The following is a 17,764-nucleotide window of genomic DNA, read 5'->3' as shown; positions in this document are numbered from 1 at the left end:
GTGGTTTTTCATGAAAAAAAATGCGCTGGCGATTTTAAGGATTGTAATTCCGGCGGCTGTTCTTTTGTTTGTCTTTTTTCAAGCGAAAAAAGAACTGGCCGGGCTGTCTTTTAAAGCAACATTTTTGATTATCGATCAAATTAATCGGGTTGACCTGTTTATCCTTGTTTTTCTCGGACTTGCCGCCATTTTGGCGATGACATTATACGATTTTGTTCTGGTTCGCTCACTCGGAATGAAGGTTTCGAAATGGAAGACGATCAAGGTGTCCTGGATCGCCAACTCGCTTAACAATGTTCTCGGGTTCGGCGGATTGTCCGGTGCAGGATTGAGAACGATCCTTTACAAAGAGCATGTTGATGATGTGAAGAAGCTGATCAGGGGGATCGCATGGCTTGCGTCTTCGATTCTTCTCGGGCTGTCTGTCCTCTGCCTTCTCGTCCTTGCCGGGATTCTGCCTGCCGGAGATCTGTTTACAGAAAAAGCGTGGGTGCTGCTGGCTGTTACCGGTACGGCGATAATCGCTCCCGGTACGGCCATCATTTTAATGATCAAAAAGAGGAGAAGCGCAGGAGCCGAAAAAGGCATGCGGCTTTCGGTCTTCTTTTCTTATTTGGGTGCATCTGTGATCGAGTGGTTTGCCGCTGCAGCGGTTATGTATTATTCCCTTGTAACGATGGGGGTCGATTTAGATGCGAAAACCGTTCTCGGCGTTTTTACAATTGCATCTGTAGCCGGAATGATCAGTCTCGTTCCCGGCGGATTCGGTTCGTTCGACCTGCTTTTTTTGGTGGGGATGAGCAAGCTTGGGGTTGATCAGGAAATCACTCTGACGGCGATTGTGCTTTACAGGCTTGCCTATTCGTTTATCCCTTTTGTATTCGGCCTTATTTTTGCAGCAGCCGATTTGACTGGGAATACAATGAAGAAGCTCGAAGAAAAGCCGATTATTGCCCCGGCAATAGAAACGACCAATATTCTGTTGATTTTACACAGAGCGCTGTTATTCAGACTGCTGAACGGTTCGCTTTCAGTCATCGCGTTTTGCAGCGGAGCGATTGTGATCGCATCCGTGGCGCTGCCGATTGACAGGATTACATTGATACCGAATATTCCGAAGTACATGCTGGTGTTTTTTAACGGCTTGTCCCTCAGTTTCGGCTTGATTTTGCTGATCCTGCCGCTGGAGCTTTATCGGAGGACAAAGAGATCTTATTATATGACGCTGACCGCTTTGGTTCTTGCCTTTCTGTTCACGCTTTTTAAAGGTTTTAATATTAGCGCGGTCTTCATGATTCCTGTGGTATTTGTCCTGTTTGTCCTGCTGAGGGGGCAGTTTACAAGGGAGCGGGCTGTCTACACATTCGGGCAAATCGCATGGGGAGCTTTTATCTTTCTCTTTACTTTGCTGAATTACAATATTATCGCTTCAAACATTTGGGAGGCGCTCGGCCATATTCTCGTAAAAGATTATTTCATTCACAGTGAACGCCATGTCGACTTCGCGACGTTTTTTGCATTATTTTTCGTTCCGCTGTATTTCGTTGTTTTCATCTGGACGTTTAACAGGAAAACGAAAGAGGTCGGTGAAGCTCCTGATCCGGAGAAACTGGAGGCATTCTTAAAAGAAAAAGGCGGAAACGCTTTGAGTCATTTGGGCTTTTTAGGTGACAAGCGGTTTTTTTATTCAAGCGACGGGAATGCGCTGATTCAATTCGCCAAAGTCGGCCAGCGTCTCGTTGTGCTCGGCGACCCGTCCGGCCTGGAAGGCTCGTTTCCGCTCGTGATCAAAGAATTTCTTCATACGGCTGACCAAAAAGGGTATCTTGTCATTTTCTATCAGATCGAACGAGAAGACATGGGGCTCTATCATGATTTCGGATACCGTTTTTTCAAGCTTGGAGAAGAGGCGATTGTCGACCTTGACACCTTTACAATCACCGGAAAAAAGCGGGCCGGGTTAAGGGCGATTCACAACCGCTTTGAACGGGAAGGGTATACATTTCATGTCGAACAGCCGCCGTTTTCGGCAGAATTCCTCAACGAGTTGAGGCAGGTATCTGATGAATGGCTCGGCCGAAAAAAAGAAAAAGGTTTTTCGCTCGGGTTTTTTCATGAAGATTATTTGCAGAAAGCGCCGATTGCCGTTTTAAAAAGCGAAGAAGGCGAGATCGTCGCGTTTATGAATATCATGCCGATGTACCGCGAAGGGGAAATATCCATCGATCTGATGCGCTATTCGAAGAAAGCGCCGAAAGGAATCATGGATGCGCTGTTCATCTATTTATTTCAATGGGGAAAAGAACAGGGCTACACGGCCTTCAATATGGGAATGGCCCCTTTATCGAATGTAGGGACATCGTTTCAGTCATTCTGGACGGAGCGATTAGCCGCTGTGATTTTCAACAATGTCAGCTACATGTACAGTTTTAGCGGACTGCGGTCTTTTAAAGAAAAATATAAACCGGTTTGGCGGGGAAAATATTTAGCCTACCGGAAAAACCGATCTCTCCCGGTGACGATGATCCTTGTGACGAGGCTGATCGGAAGGAGAACGAAGTGAGGCCGTTTTTTAAAACGGTCTTTTTTAGATTGCCATTGTAAGAAGCAATGAAAGGCGGTATACTGCAAATGATTGGAAGGAAAGGATCGAACTCGACAAATGGGGGATCAAAATGAAGCAAATTGAAGTATTAAGATATGATGCATTTTCAAAGACGGCGGGTCTGGGAAACCCGGCGGGCATCGTGCTTGAAGCAGACGGATTGACCGATCGTGAAATGCAGAAGATCGCTGAACAGGCAGGCTATAACGAAACGTCTTTCCTGCTGCCGAGCGAGTCGGCCGACATAAGGATCCGCTACTTTACGCCGGGCCATGAAATGAATCTATGCGGACATGCGACTGTTGCTTCACTTTATGCGCTTCTGGAAAAAGGCGCGATCGAAGCCGGGGCGGAGTTGAAGGTCGAAACAAAAGCGGGTGTTCTTTCCGTGTATACCGCTTCTGACGGCAATCAGCGGTTTTTGGTGACGTTGGAGCAGGCACCACCGAGTTTTCAGTCATTCACAGGAAGCAGAAGCCAACTGGCGGAAGCGCTGGGGATCAGCGAAGCGGACTTTCATGAAGCATTGCCCGTTGTTTACGGCAGCACAGGGATATGGACATTGCTTGTGCCGGTGAGAGATTTGGCCGCAATCCGCAGGATGAAGCCCGTTCAAGCTGAATTCCCCAACATTTTAACCGAAATGCCGCGGGCATCAGTCCACCCGTTTTGCCTGGAGACGATTCATCGGGATTGCCAGCTTCACGGCAGGCATTTTTCATCGCCTTATTCCGGAACGAGTGAAGATCCTGTCACAGGAACAGCATCAGGAGTGATGGGCGCTTATATGAAAACGTACGGAAAGGAATTCTGTGAAGAGGGCCGGACTGATTTTCTAATCGAACAGGGCCAGGAAATGGGAAAAGACGGAAAAGTGAAAATCGAAGTTGCGGAACAAAACGGCATCATGAAAGTGCGGATGACAGGAACCGCTGTATTTGCTGAAAAGCAGAGCTTCGAGGTGTAAAACAGATACCGCCTTTTTTTAACGAGTGATGATCATTGCAAACGCCAGCGGTAAACATTATAATCAACAATGATAATCATTTTCATTTGAGGGGGCGGCCACATGAACGACACGCTGGAAATTCAAAGTATTCGCGATTGTGTCAGAAATAGAAGAACGATTCGAAAGTTTAAACAGGATCCGGTGCCGAAAGAAGTGGTGCTGGAACTCTTGGAAGATGCGGTTTATGCGCCGAACCACAAGCTGACAGAACCGTGGCGGTTCATTTATATCGGGACGGAAAGCGGGAAAAAGAAGCATGCCGACAATTTAAAAGCGGCGTTTAAAGAGCTCAAGCCGAATATGCAGGAAGAACAAATCAATAAGTTCAGAGAGCATATTCTCAGCGTTCCGGCTTTTCTCTTCGTTATTATGAAAGAAGACGAAAACGAACGGGTCAGAAGAGATGATTTTGCAGCCGTCAGCTGTTTGATCCAGAATCTTCAGCTTCTCGCTTGGGAAAAAGGCATCGGCATGGTATGGAAGAGCGGGGAAGTTCTTTCTCATGAAACATTGCACAGGTTAATGGGGCTGAAGCGCGATGAGCGGGTAGCAGCTCTCTTGCAGATCGGATATCCTGCGGAAATTCCTGAAGCGAAGCACAGGACCCCGGCAGCACAGCTACTGACCGAATTAACTTAAAGAATGAGGCCCGGGAATCCCGGGCCTCGATTATTATTTTGACTGCCGCTTTTCCGCGCGCTTATCAGCCGCCTGCATGCGGGCTTGTGCTTCGCGGTCATCCTGATCGGCGAGTTCAGCAGAATATTCCTCGTATACTCCGTCAGCTTCTCTCTTATACTGATCAGGAACTTGAGGGAGCTTTTGCTTGTTTTTGTCACGGTTTTTGTGGATTGCATTTCTGCCCATATGATCACTCCTCATCAATAATCGGCCGGTCAAGCTTTATTGTTCGCTGATCAGGCTCCCGCTATGCATTACGATTTTTCCCTTGCGGCGCGCTCAGCCCTTTTAAATTCGCGCGAATATCTGACTTCCTGCGTCTTGTTCAGAGAGGATTTAAAATGCTCTCGTTTTTTCTTGTCAGCCATCTTTTCAAGCCTCCTCAAAACCTCAGTTATTCACAGGCTGTCCGTTTCAACGGCATTTATACAAGTTTTAAGCTTCTTTTAACCGGCGGTTTTCCTCTTCGAATGTTCTCATGCTGTACAGCGTGTACATATCTTTCGGAATTTCATACAGGTGAAATGTATCGCTGCCGGCCCAGTCAAGATCAGTCTTGACGGCATAGGGGAGCTTTTCCGCCGCTTTGAGGGAGCGCATATTTGTTTTTCTGATTTTCATAAAAACGGCTTCGATTTGCTTTTCATAAAAAAGCTCGCAAAAAAACGTGTCTTTCGCCCGTTGATTCAAGCCTTTTCCATGATAAGGTTTGCCGAGCCATGTGCCAAGGAAGCCTTTTTGATCTTCGATTTCATACAAGCTGATGCAGCCGACCGGGTTTTCCCATTCATCAAGTATCGTTCGCGATATCAGCTTTCCCTGTTCTTCTTCTTCGATCATGTTTTTGACATGAAACATATACTCTTCAATCGTCTCCGCTTTATTTCTGACAAAAGGGAAGACATCCGGATGAATCATCAGTTCAAAAAGTGCATAGCAGTCGGTCAGTTCCCGTTTCTTCAGCATGGCAGCCCCTCCTTAGTTTGAGGGCGGCTTTTACAGCAGAACGGGACGCATAAATCCACCCTCGGAATTTTTTAATTTGCGGAAACAGTTGTCCGCGTATCTTGCACATCCATTAAAAAATTCGGGGTGGGAATCGAACCCACTAAAACCAGAGACCTGGTGGCGCACCATTTGCCTTCCCTGTATTGTATGCTGCTAAAAAGATACTTACATTTTACGCAGCTGGGAAAGGAAAAGCTACAAGGCTTTTGTTGGGAAAACAGCTTTTATGTCAAAAGGTGTTGCAGGGCATCTTCCAGTTCGGGATATATGAAATGATAGCCGTTCTGAAGCGCTTTTTTCGGGAGGACGCGCTGCCCTTTCAGCACGAGCATACTCATTTCTCCGAGGATGCCTTTTATTACAAATTCGGGAACCGGAAGCCAGTGGGGGCGCTTTTCTACTTTCGCGACGGTTTGTCCGAAGGTTTCCATCTGAACGGGATTCGGTGCCGTGACATTGACAGGGCCGGACAGCTGAGGCTGCTCAATCGCTGATAATATCATGCCGACGACGTCTTCGATATGAATCCACGGCACCCATTGCTGCCCTGAGCCGACGCGTCCGCCTGCAAACAATTGATAGGGGAACACCATTTTTGGGAGCGCCCCTCCGTCTTTTCCAAGCACCATGCCAAAACGCATCCAGACGGTGCGGATGCCAAGCGTTTCAATTGGTTCGGCTGCTTTTTCCCACGAAGCTGTCGTTCTGCTTAAAAAATCCTCAGCTGAGACGGGAGATTCCTCTGTGAATGTCTGTTCAAGACTCGTTCCGTAAATGCCGACTGCGCTCGCCTGAATGAAGGTGTTCGGCTTCTTCCGAAGACTTTGTATGATGCGGGCTGACTCCTGCACGGAGCGGAGGCGGCTTGCCGCGATTTCCGCCTTCGTTTTTTCATTCCAACGGCCGAAAAGTGATTTTCCGGCTAAATTGATCCAAACATCGATATCGGTCAGCTCTGTTTCAGGGCGGGTGCCGTTTTTTTGCCAGAGAACGTAAGAAGTGTTTTTTTGTTCGGTTTCAGCCGGTTTTCTTGTTAAAATATAGACGTGATGTCCCCGGGCGGTTAAGGCGTTTGTCAAATGCCTGCCGATAAAACCCGTCCCGCCGGAAATCGCAATCTTCATCATGATTCCTCCCTTTCATGATCATTAACCTTATTGTAAAAGAAGAAAACAAAAGAAGGGAGTTATTTATGCCATATATTACAAAGATTTCTGCCCAGAAAAACAATGAAGAGCGGGTCAATATTTTTCTGGATGAAAAGTATGCGTTCAGCGTCGACCTGGACGTGCTCGTCAAGTTTGACCTGCGAAAAGGCAAAGAGCTTGATGAGCTTGATATCATTGAGATTCAGTACGGAGACGACGTTAAAAAAGGGTTCAAAAAAGCGCTCGATTATTTGTCATACCGGATGCGCTCGACAAAGGAAGTTAAAGACCATCTCAAGAAAAAAGACGTCGCAGACTCCGCGATCACAGAAATCCTGCATATGCTTAAAGGTTATAAATATTTGGACGACCGCGAATTTGCGGCTGCATATGTCAGCACCCACAGAAAAACGAGCGGCAAAGGCCCCGATGTCCTATTCAGAGAGCTTAAATTGAAAGGGATCGATGATGAACTGATTCAGGAAGCGCTCAGTTCGTTTTCGTTTTCCGATCAGGTCGAGGCCGCGGTCAAGCATGCGGAAAAAGTGCTGAAAAAAGAAAAAAAGCTGTCCTCCAAAGAGACGAAACAGGCCATCGAACAGCACCTTGTCAGAAAGGGGTTCTCCTTCGATGTCATCTCGGCCGCGCTTCAGGAAACGGATTACGAAAACGACGACAGCGCTGAAAGGGAAGCGCTTGAGAAGCAAGGGGAAAAAGCGATGAAGAGGTGCGGTTATGACGGATCATACGAAACGAAAATGAAGGTCAAACAGCATCTGTTCAGAAAAGGCTTTTCAATCGACATGATTGATCAATTTTTGGATGAAAAGGGATGAGAATATGGAGAAAAGATACAGTGAAATGACTGCACACGAACTGCACCAGGAAATCGCGGGTCTGACCGAAAAGGCAAGAAAAGCGGAACAAATGGGGATTGTGAATGAACTGGCCGTCCACGAACGAAAAATCGCGATGGCGAAAGCTTACCTTCTTGATCCGGCCGATTTTAAAGCCGGCAACGTATACGAAATCGAAGATGGGGGCGACGATTTCCATATCCGCTATATAAACGGCGTGTTCGCTTGGGGATACCGTCTTTCGTCACCTGATCATGAAGAGGCTCTGCCGATTTCTTTATTAAAGGAAAAGGGCTAAGCCAAAAGCTTAAACCCTTTTCGCAAATGTTATCTTGTCCGGATGCGCGTGTTGCGCTGGAGAATGATGAGGTCCTGGGTCTGCTGCGTTTCTCCGTTTACCTGCGCGCGCGCATGCTTTGTGTTTGCCCATGGCTGCGGATAGTTTTGCGTTTTCATCTGGTTAAAATCGTTTGTATACGGTTTGCGATTTGCACACAAAAGAAATCACTCCATCCCAGAAAAGTTTAGCGTTTGCCGGAAGCCCTCATTCTTTCTTGCGGATGAGTATTTGTGCTTCCGTCAGGGCGCTTTGAAGCAAAATCATCTTTGGCCCGGGGCTCGCCTTCAAATTTATTGTTGTTCATGTTCGGAAAGCCTCTTGATTTATTTCGCATCTCTTTTAGGCTCCTCCAATCAAGTCCATAATGTTTGCGTCTTCGGTTCGGAAGACGTAAGGTTAGTATATGAAAAGGACGACGTTTTCAAAAAGAAAGTTTTTTCCTTAGGGAAAGGGGGAAAAGCCAAGTGGAAGAGTACTTTGAAAAGCTGACAAATGCGCTTCTTGAAAAAAATCATATGCTGAGTTACGCACAAGCCAGAACATGGGTTGAACTGCTGTGGGGGGATTTCGAGGCGACATTTGCAAAGGCCGGCCACCCATACAGAGGAAAAGAGCTGACAGAGCGTGTCGTCAAAGAGTGGATTGAGCACTATGGCAGCAAGTTGCATTTATTTCAAAATGATAAGCCTTCTTACAAGGATCTGTTCTCCGGAGGCCGCGGGCTGCTTCATTAAGCATTTCTTTCGAAAAGAATGATTGGAGTGAAAGCGATTGTCATTGGTTCCGGATTGCCGGTGCCAGCACCGCATATCAAAAGGAGCACGAATGTCGTGAAGGCAAGGCGAGGCCGGAGCGGGAGCTGTCTGTCCGTTGAAGCGAAGACTGGTGTAAGCTTGCCTGATCAATGACCATTACATTGTGTCATTCGCCGATTCCCGGGTTGTCGGGAGGAGCCGCAAGAGGAGCGGGGTCACGGTTTCGACTGCAGCATAACGGCGTGAAGTCATGAAAAAAGCTCTGTCTGCAGCGTTCGGTCTTCCATCATGGAACAGTCGGAGAAATCAAATCCGGTTTTCACCCGATGACAAAGGGCATATTAAGGGGAAGGATTTGATTGCGGCGGCGGGCTTTGACCTCCGGTTTGACAAGCGGTCCTTACGAGGTTTTCCCTGCGGCTTCTTTGGCTTTTGGTGAAGAGCAGGGGTTTAATTTGGAAAAATATGATTCAATGCGAAAAATGTCGTAAAATGGGAAAACCATTAGGCTATCGTGTTTGATTCTAAAGCAATATCATTTTTTTACCACTTGTTCATAGATGTCTGATATAATGACAAAATAATCTTGTAGAAAATAGTACAGCGTGCCCACAGTTTTCCTTTTGTTGTGTGGGAAGCGGCTAGATGCAAGTATCCTGCCAAACGGATGCCGGATGCAATTTTATTATGTCCAAAAGAGGTGCCTTTAAGTGAAGAGAGGATTCGTTTCAATCATTATTCCTTCATACAATGAAGCAAGCAATATTAAATTGATTTATGAATCGTTGAGGAACGAATTTCAATCCATTGATTATGATTATGAAATTTATTACATAAATGATGGAAGCACTGATCAAACATTGGAGGAAATTAAAAAGCTAGCCGAAAAAAGCGAGCGTGTGAAATATATTTCGTTTTCACGGAATTTCGGCAAGGAGGCAGCCATCCTTGCCGGTTTTCAGCATGCCCGCGGCGATGCCGTTGTGGTGATGGATGCGGATTTGCAGCACCCGACATACCTCCTGCACGATTTTATTAAAGGGTATGAGGAAGGCTATGATCAAGTGGTCGCCCAGCGCAACAGAAAGGGAGACAACCCTGTGCGCTCCTACTTGTCGTCCCTTTATTACCGCTTTATCAATAATGCCGTGGAAGTCGATTTAAGGGACGGCGTCGGCGATTTTCGTCTTTTAAGCAGAAAAGCCGTCAATGCGATGCTGAAGCTGAGCGAAGGCAACAGGTTCTCAAAAGGGCTGTTTTGCTGGATCGGTTTTGACCAAAAGATTGTTTATTACGAGAACGTCGAAAGGAAAAACGGAAAGTCCAAGTGGTCGTTCCGCCACTTGTTGAACTATGGAATCGACGGGGTTGTGTCGTTCAACAACAGACCGCTGAGAATTTGTTTTTACGCCGGTATTTTTATCCTTTTTCTATCGCTTATTTATATCGCTGCGACATTCATCAGAATCTTAAAATACGGTGTGATCGTTCCCGGCTATTTTACGATTATTTCCGCCGTCCTGTTTCTCGGCGGCATCCAGCTTCTCAGCCTCGGAATCATCGGCGAATACATCGGGCGCATTTATTATGAGACGAAAAAGCGGCCTCATTACTTAATACAGGAGGCAAACATCGCTCATGGAGAAACTCATGAAAATCGTGAATCCTGAATTTATTCGCTTCGCCGTCGTCGGTGCAGTGAATACTTTGAATTACTATGCGGTGTATTTGCTGCTGCATGTTTTGCTTCAGTTGAATTATATGGTTTCTCATATTGCCGCTTTTTTCGTCAGTCTTGTGATTTCTTTTTTCTTGAACTGCTATTTTACATTTAAAATCAAGCCGACGCTGGCAAAGTTTTTGCAATTTCCGCTGACACAGCTGTTTAATTTGACGGTATCTTCTTTGTTCGTCTACACGTTTGTGAATTTTTTCAAGATGAACAGTGAGGCAGCTCCGCTTGCCTCCATGTTTTTAACCGTTCCTCTGACATTTTTAGTGACAGGGAAGATTTTGAAAAAAGACAGGGGAAGAGTATGAAGAAAACAGTTTTTTTATTTGTGATCGCAAGCGTTGCAGTTTCCTTGGCCGCCCATTCCTTTTTTCTGTATGAATGGGCGCATGACCGCTACATGACTGGGAACGGCGACGGACTTGCACAAATGATTATTTTTAAGTCGTTTCTTTTTGAACAATACAAACAAGGGAACTTCTTTTATTCGTATTCTTTCGGTCTCGGAGGCGGGATCTACAGCCAGCTTGGCTATTATTTCACGACGTCTTTTGTCTTCATCGCTTCATCCGCAGCCATTTTTCTGATGCAGCTTTTGCATTTGGCCGGGGATGCGGACCCTTTGTTCTGGGCGCAGGCCTCTGTATTCATCAGTGTCATTAAGCTAAGCCTGATCATTTTAGCGGCAGCGTATGCGTTAAACGGCATGGTGAAAAACAAGCTTGCCGCCTTTACAGGTGCGGTCTTGTACGGTACGTCGGTCATCTATTTCAGGCACACGGTGTTCTGGGAATTTTTCAGTGACGCCATGCTGTGGCTGCCGCTGCTTGTCGCCGGAGCCGAGAAAGTTATCAGGGAAAAGCGGACAGGACTGTTTATTACGGCTTGTTCTTTAACGCTGATCAATAACTTTTATTTTGCCTATATCAACTTGATTTTCATTGCGATCTATATCATCTTCCGCTGGCTGATCCGGCTAGACCCGGAAAAGGAAGCGCCGAGGTGGAAGCAATTCGGGATGTTCGCCGCTTCATGCCTGATTTCTTTCGGAATCAGCGCGGTTTCCTTTGTGCCTGCAGTTTACGGATTTTTAAACAATTTACGGCCGCCGTATGAACAGGCTGTCGCTGTATACGATCTGACGGACAACATTCTGTTTTCCAGCCGCATTGTCTTGCTGCCGGCTGTCTTTATGCTGTTCTTGTTCGCGTTTTCGTTCTATAAAAATAAAACGTTCAGGCTGTTTGCCTCAATCAGTGTGCTGCTTGTGCTTTTGCACTACAGCCCGCTTGCGGCAAGCGCGTTCAACGGCTTCTCCGCTCCGCAGAACCGCTTTGAATACCTGCTCGCTTTTACGATCGGGGGAGCGGCGGCCGCAGGAATGACCGAACTGAAAAACATCAGGCGGAAAGAGATGATATGGTCCATCCTGCTCGCCCTTCTGGTTTATATCGCGGTCATTTGGCGAAAAGACGTGGATTTATCACTGATGCAAAATTGGAGCATGCTCGTGCTTCTGTTCCTGACAATCGCCATCTTTACGGCGGCGGGGTTTCAATATAAGAAATCGCAGCTTTTTTTGCAAGCCTGCATTTTATTATCGTCCGTTCTCGTGGCGAACACGTATCAGAAATATGTTCTGTCTGAGTCAAGCGGCATTAAAGACGTCACAAAAAGCTATTTGACCAGCAATGAGTACAATGGCGAAGAACAGCGCCGCCTCTTAAACAACATTCGAAAAGACGATGACGGTGACCCGTATACAAGAATCGACTGGATGAACGGCGTGCGCAACAATACTCCGCTGATGCAGGATTTTAACGGCTTCAGCGCCTACTCAAGCATTCTCAATCGCGATCTTCTCCTGTTTTATTGGGAAGACCTGCAAATCGATATGGGAAGGGAAAGCGTCAGCCGCTACGCATCGATGGGCGACCGGGCCAACTTGTACAGCTTGCTGTACGGCAAGTATTACATGACGGAAAAAGAGAATGCCGCCAATGTTCCGTACGGGTTTATCAAAACGGATGAATCAGAGCACTACGCGGTCTATAAAAACAAATACACCATGCCGTTTATCCGGACCGCGCGGACAGTATTTACGGAAAAAGATTTAGCGGATGCGCCTGTTTTAGCGCGGGAGCATGCGATGCTTGAAGGAATCGTGCTTGAGAATGGCGATGATGGAAAAGTGCAGCCGCCGGACGTTCCTGATTTGATGAAGCAGACGAAGCTGAAAACCGAAGGGGCGAGCTATCATAACGGCGTCCTCGACGTCACCGCCGAAAATGGCGGCATCGATCTCATTCCCGAAGGCGGGCTCCCGAAAGAAGGCGACTATTATGTCGGATTTTATTTAAAAAGCCTTGCAAAAGACCAATTCTTTAACTTGCGGGTCAATGATTATGTAACATCAAGAAAATCGAACGAGTCGATTTACAAAACAGGTGTTTACGATTTAACGATCAGGGTCCCGAAAACAGATAAAATTTCAATCAGGCTGCCAAAAGGGAAATATCAATTGGACCATTTGAGCCTGCACCAGGAAGACTATCAATTGCTGAAAAAAGCGGCCGCCCAAAAAGCGCCGGCCGCCGACTTGGACTGGCGGAACAATCAAGTGTCCATCAGCTTTGACAATCAAAATGGAGACCGCTACATGGTCCTGCCGGTTCCGTACGAAAAAGGCTGGGAAGTCACTGTAAACGGAAAACCGCAAACCGTCCATAAGGCAAATTACGCGTTTATCGGATTTTCAATAGAAAAAGGGAAAAACGACATCCGGCTCGTTTATTACCCGCCGTACTTCAAAGCTGCCTTGGCCGTGACAGTCATCAGCCTCATCATCGGAATCTGGTACGGCAGAAGGAGAAAAAAGCTTGGCTCTTAAACAGAGCCAAGCTTTAATTTTTTCTGAAGTTTTTCCTCGCTGAAAATCCATCCCGTATAGGAGGTGATTAATTCGAGCGTGTCTCTGTCGATGTGCGCGATCGCCACGAAAGGGTAGTGTCCTTTGCTGCGGTATCGCAGGTCGATAAAGCGGACTTCGTAGTGATCTTTATACGTATCGATCTCCCATTTGTAAACCGGTGAGAATGAAAGAAACGCCGAAATGTTCTTATCTTGTTTCGCCGCTTTCATCACGTTCGTATCCGGCACAGGCACCCTGTTGAAGGTGTCGACGATGACGACGTTTCCGTCCATGCTTCGTCCGACGTAAAAAGCCGATTTTGCTTTGACGGCAATTCGCCACTGCCTGAATTTCATCGTAGGCGAAATAATGATTTCTTCAATATCTTCGATTTTTTCACGGAGCTCATGCTTGATGTTCCTCTGCATGAAATACCTCACCAGATAATAACCGGCCAAGACGATGTAAAGAGCCAAAAATGTATAGCCCTGATGAGCGCCTGCCAGCCAAAAGGCGATGGCTATGAGATGGCTGACGAAAATAAACGGATCAAATGTATTAATCAAGCCGAGCGCTACCCATTTCCTTGAAAAAGGTCTGATCGCCTGTGTTCCGTATGCATTAAAAATATCCACGAACACATGAAGCGCGACCGCGGCAAAGGTCCAAAGCCACAGGTGAAGCAGATTGGCTTCGGGATAAAAGAGCATGAGAATGCCCGGAATCATCAGCGACCAGGCGAGAACAGCGGGGATGGAATGGGTGAATCCCCTGTGGTGCCTAATATAAACAGCGTTGTTTTTCAATTTCAAAACGGTATCGATATCCGGAGCCTGAGATCCGGCGATTGTCGCAATCATCACGGCTTGAGCCATTGATGGGTCCATTCCGACAACTGGATCAAGCGTCGCAATGCCTCCGAGTGCAACGCCCATGACAACATGTGTGCCAGTATCCATTGGTGACCTCCCCTAATGGTGCTAGAAAATCATTTTATTTTCCAAAAACAGAACGAACGAACGACGGACCTTGCCTGAAATATTTAACGCTTTTGCTTTCTTCACTTTTAATGTAACATGTTATCGTATATGCATATAGTTTACAACAAAAAGCCGAAGTAACAAAAGATCGGTATGCAAATGTGACGTGCACAGGCAAGGAGAAGTTTCATGATGGATCTGCAAAAGAAATTACAGCAAAAAAACATCAAACAATTTCAAGAAGATTTAATTTCTTGGTATGAGCAAGAAAAACGGGATCTGCCATGGCGCTCAGACAGCGACCCTTATAAGGTATGGGTGTCAGAAGTGATGCTTCAGCAGACGAGAGTGGATACGGTGATTCCTTACTTCAACAACTTTATCGAAAAATTCCCGACCGTTGAAGCGCTCGCTGAAGCCGACGAAGAAAAAGTGCTTAAAGCCTGGGAAGGACTGGGATACTATTCAAGAGTTCGGAACTTGCAGAGCGCTGTCAGGGAAGTCCACGAACGATACGGAGGAGTGGTTCCTCCTTCAAAAGAGGAATTCGGCAGCTTAAAAGGTGTCGGCCCTTATACAAGAGGCGCGGTGCTAAGCATCGCCTACAATCAGCCGGTACCCGCGGTGGACGGAAATGTCATGCGGGTCATGTCACGGATTCTTTCCGTATGGGATGATATCGCAAAGCCTAAAACCAAAACCCTGTTTGAAAAAATTGTCGAAGCGTTTATTTCTGAAGAAAAACCGTCCGAATTTAACCAGGGGCTGATGGAGCTTGGCGCTGTCATCTGTACGCCGAAATCGCCATCCTGCCTTCTCTGTCCCGTCCGAGAACACTGTTCCGCTTTTGCAGAAGGCTGTGAAAAAGAGCTTCCGGTTAAAAGCAAAAAGAAAAAACCCTCGGTAAAAACTCTTGCAGCCGTTGTCCTGACTGATGAAGAAGGATACATCTATATCCATAAAAGACCGGCATCAGGCCTTTTGGCAAACCTTTGGGAATTCCCGAACACAGAAACGCAGAAAGGGCTGAAGCACGAGCGCGAGCAGCTTGCGGCTTTTTTGAAAGAAGCAGCCGGAATAGAGGCCGAAATCGGTCCGCTTGAAGGAATCGTAGAACACGTGTTTACACACCTTGTCTGGAACATTTCTGTCTTTTTCGGGAAAACGCTCGATCAACCGGATGATTCATACTTTAAAAAGGTCACGAAAGAAGAGCTCGCTGAATATGCCTTCCCGGTTTCGCATCAGAAAATATGGAATATGTATATGAAATAGGCAGCTTGACTGTGCATGCTGCCCGTTAGTCGTACTGGATGGTGGTGCCGTGCGTATAATCGGCTTCCTGGCGGCGCAGTCCGCCTCTTGCTTGAATTTCTTTCACAACCTCCAGGTATTCGGCATGCCCTTCTTCATTAAGGAATGGCATGATTTGCTGGAAGGCGCGGTGAAAATAGAGAAGCTCCGCATCTTTCCACTCGTTTTTCGGCGTGTGGTCGAGCTCGCTCATATCGCGTCCTACGTACATAAGGCGAATGCCTCCTTTTTGATCGTGTTATGAGCTATTTTTTATCAGATTTTTAATCACTATACTAGGAGATGAATGACAAATGGAACAAAGAAAATGTGCCCTTATTACAGGAAGCAGCCGCGGCGTCGGCAAAGCAGCCGCCCTGAGGCTTGCCGAAAACGGCTACAATATCGTCATCAACTATGCAAGAAGCAAAAAAGCGGCCCTTGAGACGGCTGAAGAAATCGAAAAGCTCGGTGTCAAAGCATTGGTCGTCAAGGCGAATGTCGGGCAGCCGGCGAAAATAAAAGATATGTTTCAGCAAATCGAGGAAGCCTTCGGCAGACTGGACGTGTTCGTCAACAATGCTGCATCCGGCGTATTACGCCCCGTCATGGAGCTTGAGGAAAGCCATTGGGACTGGACGATGAACATCAATGCGAAAGCTCTGCTATTCTGCGCGCAGGAAGCGGCAAAGCTGATGGAGAAAACGGGAGGCGGCCACATTGTGAGCATCAGTTCGCTCGGTTCGATCCGTTATTTGGAAAACTATACGACAGTCGGCGTTTCAAAAGCTGCGCTTGAATCATTGACAAGATATCTCGCTGTTGAGCTTGCGGCGAAAAACATCATCGTCAATGCGGTTTCCGGAGGCGCGATCGATACAGACGCCCTGAAGCACTTCCCGAACCGCGAAGAACTTTTGGAAGATGCCCGGCAAAATACGCCTGCCGGCCGCATGGTTGAGATTAGCGACATGGTCGATGCGGTGGAATTTTTAACGTCAGGGAAAGCGGATATGATCCGCGGACAGACGATCATTATTGACGGCGGCCGTTCACTGCTCGTGTAAATTTTTCGCGTTCAATGAATAGGATATCATCCTCCTGCACAATCTAATGGTCGTGGAGGTGATATACAATGGCTAACCAACAATCCAAAACAAACGCACAAAAAGTAAGACAACAAAACCAAGCTTCTGCACAAGGTGGTCAGTTCGGCACTGAATTTGCCAGCGAAACTGACGCGCAGCAAGTAAGACAAAATAACCAACAAGCTGAGCAAAAAAAACAGCAAAACAGCTAATCACTGAAACAGGAAAAAGCACTTCACCATCGGATGAGGTGCTTTTTTCTTTTCGTTTTTTTGATCCGACAAAACATCCGAATCTTAGCCACAATCAGTCAAAGGACATCCGGCATGTATAGAGAAATGTTAGTTAGGCAATAAATGGAGTAGAGCATAGAATGGAGGATCCCGAATGCCGGAATTTGAAAACTTGGTTCAGGGGCAGATGGAGATTATGGATAAGCTGCTGTATCTGCAAGCGGAGATTGAAAGATGCCAGAAAATTGAAAAAGAATTGGCTGCCCTTGAAAAGAAAGCCCAGCTTTTATCGATCCGGGAAGATATATCCCAGAAGCGGAAAGATCTTGCTCAAATTCAGGATTTATTCCAAAAGCAGACGGAGCAGGTGATTCAGGCTTATCAAAGAATCGAAGCATGAGCCTCTCTTTATCGTTTTTAGAAAAGAGCCATTCCTGTTCGGGAGTGGCTGTTTTATTTTCATTTTTTATTTTCAAACGTTATAATAAATAAAAGAACTGTCGGACAGGCGATGTGACACACTGACTTGTAAGGCTTTTGCAAAGAAAGTAGGGGAGAAAAACATGGGCTTTCCCAAGGAAGGAGAAACCATTCAAATTCATAGCTATAAGCACAATGGACAGATTCATCGGATTTGGAATGAAACAACGATTTTAAAAGCAACGGAATTGTGCATCATCGGCGCCAATGACCGGACAATGGTCACAGAATCTGACGGCCGGACATGGGTGACGCGAGAGCCCGCAATTTGTTATTTCCATGCAAAGCAGTGGTTTAACGTCATCGGCATGCTTCGCGAAGACGGGATTTATTACTATTGCAACATCAGCTCGCCGTTTGCTTTGGACGATGAAGCCATCAAATACATCGACTATGATTTAGACGTGAAAGTCTTTCCGGATATGACGTATCATATTCTTGATGAAGATGAGTACGCGGATCATAAAAAGGCGATGAATTATCCGAAGGAAATCGACGGCATTTTAAGGTACCACTTAAATACGTTGCTGCATTGGATACACCAAAGAAAAGGCCCGTTTGCATCTGAATTTATTGATATTTGGTATGAACGGTATTTGCATTATACAAAATAAACCTGAAAAACCTGTTGAGACCAACAGGTT

Annotated in this window: 21 protein-coding genes and 1 pseudogene; 14 read left to right on the top strand and 8 right to left on the bottom strand. The window is 46.4% G+C overall.

Features of this window, described 5'->3' with window-relative positions:
- The first annotated feature begins 10 nt into the window (after positions 1-10).
- From mprF to M1D90_RS17645, 3 genes are all read left to right on the top strand, one after another.
- A complete protein-coding gene (gene mprF / locus M1D90_RS17655; protein WP_023856445.1) occupies positions 11-2,563 on the top strand; it encodes a bifunctional lysylphosphatidylglycerol flippase/synthetase MprF in 2,553 nt (850 codons plus the stop codon).
- Positions 2,564-2,675: 112 nt separating this feature from the next.
- Positions 2,676-3,572, top strand: a complete 897-nt coding sequence (locus M1D90_RS17650) for a PhzF family phenazine biosynthesis isomerase (RefSeq protein ID WP_020450616.1) — start codon at positions 2,676-2,678, stop codon at positions 3,570-3,572.
- A 102-nt stretch (positions 3,573-3,674) separates the two neighbouring features.
- Positions 3,675-4,253: a nitroreductase family protein gene (locus M1D90_RS17645; protein ID WP_020450617.1), complete on the top strand. Its 579-nt coding sequence runs from the start codon at positions 3,675-3,677 to the stop codon at positions 4,251-4,253.
- A 33-nt stretch (positions 4,254-4,286) separates the two neighbouring features.
- Here M1D90_RS17645 and M1D90_RS17640 read toward each other — a convergent pair whose 3' ends face one another.
- The 4 genes from M1D90_RS17640 to M1D90_RS17625 form a co-directional block, all read right to left on the bottom strand.
- A complete protein-coding gene (locus M1D90_RS17640) occupies positions 4,287-4,481 on the bottom strand; it encodes a YfhD family protein (protein WP_020450618.1) in 195 nt (64 codons plus the stop codon).
- Positions 4,482-4,549: 68 nt separating this feature from the next.
- The gene (locus tag M1D90_RS17635) at positions 4,550-4,663 is read right to left on the bottom strand and encodes a YfhE family protein (RefSeq protein WP_023856002.1); all 114 of its coding nucleotides are present in this window, start codon (positions 4,661-4,663) and stop codon (positions 4,550-4,552) included.
- A 67-nt stretch (positions 4,664-4,730) separates the two neighbouring features.
- Positions 4,731-5,261 (bottom strand): GNAT family N-acetyltransferase, encoded by a 531-nt coding sequence (locus tag M1D90_RS17630; RefSeq protein WP_043054191.1) that lies wholly within the window; start codon positions 5,259-5,261, stop codon positions 4,731-4,733.
- A gap of 266 nt (positions 5,262-5,527) precedes the next feature.
- On the bottom strand, positions 5,528-6,427 hold the full coding sequence (locus tag M1D90_RS17625; RefSeq protein ID WP_023856001.1) for a TIGR01777 family oxidoreductase: 900 nt from the start codon (positions 6,425-6,427) through the stop codon (positions 5,528-5,530).
- Between the two features lie 68 nt (positions 6,428-6,495).
- Between M1D90_RS17625 and recX the strand changes: the two genes are divergently transcribed.
- Together recX and M1D90_RS17615 are read left to right on the top strand one after the other, a co-directional pair.
- Positions 6,496-7,287, top strand: coding sequence for a recombination regulator RecX (gene recX, locus M1D90_RS17620; protein WP_020450621.1), 792 nt, complete (start codon positions 6,496-6,498; stop codon positions 7,285-7,287).
- Between the two features lie 4 nt (positions 7,288-7,291).
- Positions 7,292-7,606: a YfhH family protein gene (locus tag M1D90_RS17615; RefSeq protein WP_025810180.1), complete on the top strand. Its 315-nt coding sequence runs from the start codon at positions 7,292-7,294 to the stop codon at positions 7,604-7,606.
- Between the two features lie 29 nt (positions 7,607-7,635).
- On the opposite strand, the gene M1D90_RS17610 is transcribed toward M1D90_RS17615, so the two are convergent.
- Both M1D90_RS17610 and M1D90_RS17605 read right to left on the bottom strand, forming a co-directional pair.
- Entirely contained in the window at positions 7,636-7,764 is a 129-nt protein-coding gene (locus M1D90_RS17610; RefSeq protein WP_369878957.1) for a YpzG family protein, read from the bottom strand.
- A 68-nt stretch (positions 7,765-7,832) separates the two neighbouring features.
- The gene (locus M1D90_RS17605) at positions 7,833-7,982 is read right to left on the bottom strand and encodes a small, acid-soluble spore protein K (protein WP_003179924.1); all 150 of its coding nucleotides are present in this window, start codon (positions 7,980-7,982) and stop codon (positions 7,833-7,835) included.
- A gap of 130 nt (positions 7,983-8,112) precedes the next feature.
- On the opposite strand from M1D90_RS17605, the gene M1D90_RS17600 reads away from it, so the two are divergent.
- The 4 genes from M1D90_RS17600 to M1D90_RS17585 all read left to right on the top strand — a co-directional run bounded on the left by M1D90_RS17600 (position 8,113) and on the right by M1D90_RS17585 (position 13,025).
- Positions 8,113-8,382: a YfhJ family protein gene (locus tag M1D90_RS17600; protein ID WP_020450622.1), complete on the top strand. Its 270-nt coding sequence runs from the start codon at positions 8,113-8,115 to the stop codon at positions 8,380-8,382.
- Between the two features lie 731 nt (positions 8,383-9,113).
- Positions 9,114-10,073: a glycosyltransferase family 2 protein gene (locus tag M1D90_RS17595; protein ID WP_020450623.1), complete on the top strand. Its 960-nt coding sequence runs from the start codon at positions 9,114-9,116 to the stop codon at positions 10,071-10,073.
- A complete protein-coding gene (locus M1D90_RS17590; RefSeq protein ID WP_020450624.1) occupies positions 10,042-10,443 on the top strand; it encodes a GtrA family protein in 402 nt (133 codons plus the stop codon). The genes M1D90_RS17595 and M1D90_RS17590 overlap by 32 nt, the downstream gene beginning before the upstream one ends.
- Entirely contained in the window at positions 10,440-13,025 is a 2,586-nt protein-coding gene (locus M1D90_RS17585) for a YfhO family protein (protein ID WP_105980824.1), read from the top strand. The genes M1D90_RS17590 and M1D90_RS17585 overlap by 4 nt, the downstream gene beginning before the upstream one ends.
- Here M1D90_RS17585 and M1D90_RS17580 read toward each other — a convergent pair.
- Positions 13,022-14,005: a metal-dependent hydrolase gene (locus tag M1D90_RS17580; RefSeq protein ID WP_023855996.1), complete on the bottom strand. Its 984-nt coding sequence runs from the start codon at positions 14,003-14,005 to the stop codon at positions 13,022-13,024. The genes M1D90_RS17585 and M1D90_RS17580 overlap by 4 nt on opposite strands.
- A gap of 210 nt (positions 14,006-14,215) precedes the next feature.
- Between M1D90_RS17580 and mutY the strand changes: the two genes are divergently transcribed.
- On the top strand, positions 14,216-15,301 hold the full coding sequence (gene mutY, locus M1D90_RS17575; RefSeq protein WP_025810173.1) for an A/G-specific adenine glycosylase: 1,086 nt from the start codon (positions 14,216-14,218) through the stop codon (positions 15,299-15,301).
- Between the two features lie 25 nt (positions 15,302-15,326).
- Here mutY and M1D90_RS17570 read toward each other — a convergent pair whose 3' ends face one another.
- A complete protein-coding gene (locus tag M1D90_RS17570; protein WP_020450628.1) occupies positions 15,327-15,551 on the bottom strand; it encodes a hypothetical protein in 225 nt (74 codons plus the stop codon).
- A gap of 82 nt (positions 15,552-15,633) precedes the next feature.
- Here M1D90_RS17570 and fabL point away from each other — a divergent pair, with 82 nt between their 5' ends.
- The 4 genes and pseudogenes from fabL (at position 15,634) to ntdP (ending at position 17,734) form a co-directional block, all read left to right on the top strand.
- A complete protein-coding gene (fabL, locus tag M1D90_RS17565; RefSeq protein WP_020450629.1) occupies positions 15,634-16,386 on the top strand; it encodes an enoyl-[acyl-carrier-protein] reductase FabL in 753 nt (250 codons plus the stop codon).
- Between the two features lie 83 nt (positions 16,387-16,469).
- Positions 16,470-16,619, top strand: a pseudogene (locus M1D90_RS17560) (gamma-type small acid-soluble spore protein); the annotation flags it as partial.
- 175 nt (positions 16,620-16,794) lie between these two features.
- Positions 16,795-17,040 (top strand): YgaB family protein, encoded by a 246-nt coding sequence (locus M1D90_RS17555; RefSeq protein ID WP_003179940.1) that lies wholly within the window; start codon positions 16,795-16,797, stop codon positions 17,038-17,040.
- 163 nt (positions 17,041-17,203) lie between these two features.
- A complete protein-coding gene (ntdP, locus tag M1D90_RS17550; RefSeq protein ID WP_003179942.1) occupies positions 17,204-17,734 on the top strand; it encodes a nucleoside tri-diphosphate phosphatase in 531 nt (176 codons plus the stop codon).
- The last annotated feature ends 30 nt before the right edge of the window (positions 17,735-17,764 follow it).

Source organism: Bacillus sp. JZ34 (genome assembly GCF_053903205.1).
The sequence above is the reverse complement of the archived record's forward strand: the minus strand, read 5'-3'. Positions and strand labels throughout refer to the sequence as shown.

What these genes read in the sequence shown, in the direction of transcription:
- mprF (WP_023856445.1), top strand. Translation starts at nt 11, where the DNA reads ATGAAAAAAAATGCGCTGGCGATTTTAAGGATTGTAATTCCGGCGGCT.
- M1D90_RS17650 (WP_020450616.1), top strand. Translation starts at nt 2,676, where the DNA reads ATGAAGCAAATTGAAGTATTAAGATATGATGCATTTTCAAAGACGGCG.
- M1D90_RS17645 (WP_020450617.1), top strand. Translation starts at nt 3,675, where the DNA reads ATGAACGACACGCTGGAAATTCAAAGTATTCGCGATTGTGTCAGAAAT.
- M1D90_RS17640 (WP_020450618.1), bottom strand. Translation starts at nt 4,481, where the DNA reads ATGGGCAGAAATGCAATCCACAAAAACCGTGACAAAAACAAGCAAAAG.
- M1D90_RS17635 (WP_023856002.1), bottom strand. Translation starts at nt 4,663, where the DNA reads ATGGCTGACAAGAAAAAACGAGAGCATTTTAAATCCTCTCTGAACAAG.
- M1D90_RS17630 (WP_043054191.1), bottom strand. Translation starts at nt 5,261, where the DNA reads ATGCTGAAGAAACGGGAACTGACCGACTGCTATGCACTTTTTGAACTG.
- M1D90_RS17625 (WP_023856001.1), bottom strand. Translation starts at nt 6,427, where the DNA reads ATGAAGATTGCGATTTCCGGCGGGACGGGTTTTATCGGCAGGCATTTG.
- recX (WP_020450621.1), top strand. Translation starts at nt 6,496, where the DNA reads ATGCCATATATTACAAAGATTTCTGCCCAGAAAAACAATGAAGAGCGG.
- M1D90_RS17615 (WP_025810180.1), top strand. Translation starts at nt 7,292, where the DNA reads ATGGAGAAAAGATACAGTGAAATGACTGCACACGAACTGCACCAGGAA.
- M1D90_RS17610 (WP_369878957.1), bottom strand. Translation starts at nt 7,764, where the DNA reads ATGAAAACGCAAAACTATCCGCAGCCATGGGCAAACACAAAGCATGCG.
- M1D90_RS17605 (WP_003179924.1), bottom strand. Translation starts at nt 7,982, where the DNA reads ATGCGAAATAAATCAAGAGGCTTTCCGAACATGAACAACAATAAATTT.
- M1D90_RS17590 (WP_020450624.1), top strand. Translation starts at nt 10,042, where the DNA reads ATGGAGAAACTCATGAAAATCGTGAATCCTGAATTTATTCGCTTCGCC.
- M1D90_RS17585 (WP_105980824.1), top strand. Translation starts at nt 10,440, where the DNA reads ATGAAGAAAACAGTTTTTTTATTTGTGATCGCAAGCGTTGCAGTTTCC.
- M1D90_RS17580 (WP_023855996.1), bottom strand. Translation starts at nt 14,005, where the DNA reads ATGGATACTGGCACACATGTTGTCATGGGCGTTGCACTCGGAGGCATT.
- mutY (WP_025810173.1), top strand. Translation starts at nt 14,216, where the DNA reads ATGATGGATCTGCAAAAGAAATTACAGCAAAAAAACATCAAACAATTT.
- M1D90_RS17570 (WP_020450628.1), bottom strand. Translation starts at nt 15,551, where the DNA reads ATGTACGTAGGACGCGATATGAGCGAGCTCGACCACACGCCGAAAAAC.
- fabL (WP_020450629.1), top strand. Translation starts at nt 15,634, where the DNA reads ATGGAACAAAGAAAATGTGCCCTTATTACAGGAAGCAGCCGCGGCGTC.
- M1D90_RS17555 (WP_003179940.1), top strand. Translation starts at nt 16,795, where the DNA reads ATGCCGGAATTTGAAAACTTGGTTCAGGGGCAGATGGAGATTATGGAT.
- ntdP (WP_003179942.1), top strand. Translation starts at nt 17,204, where the DNA reads ATGGGCTTTCCCAAGGAAGGAGAAACCATTCAAATTCATAGCTATAAG.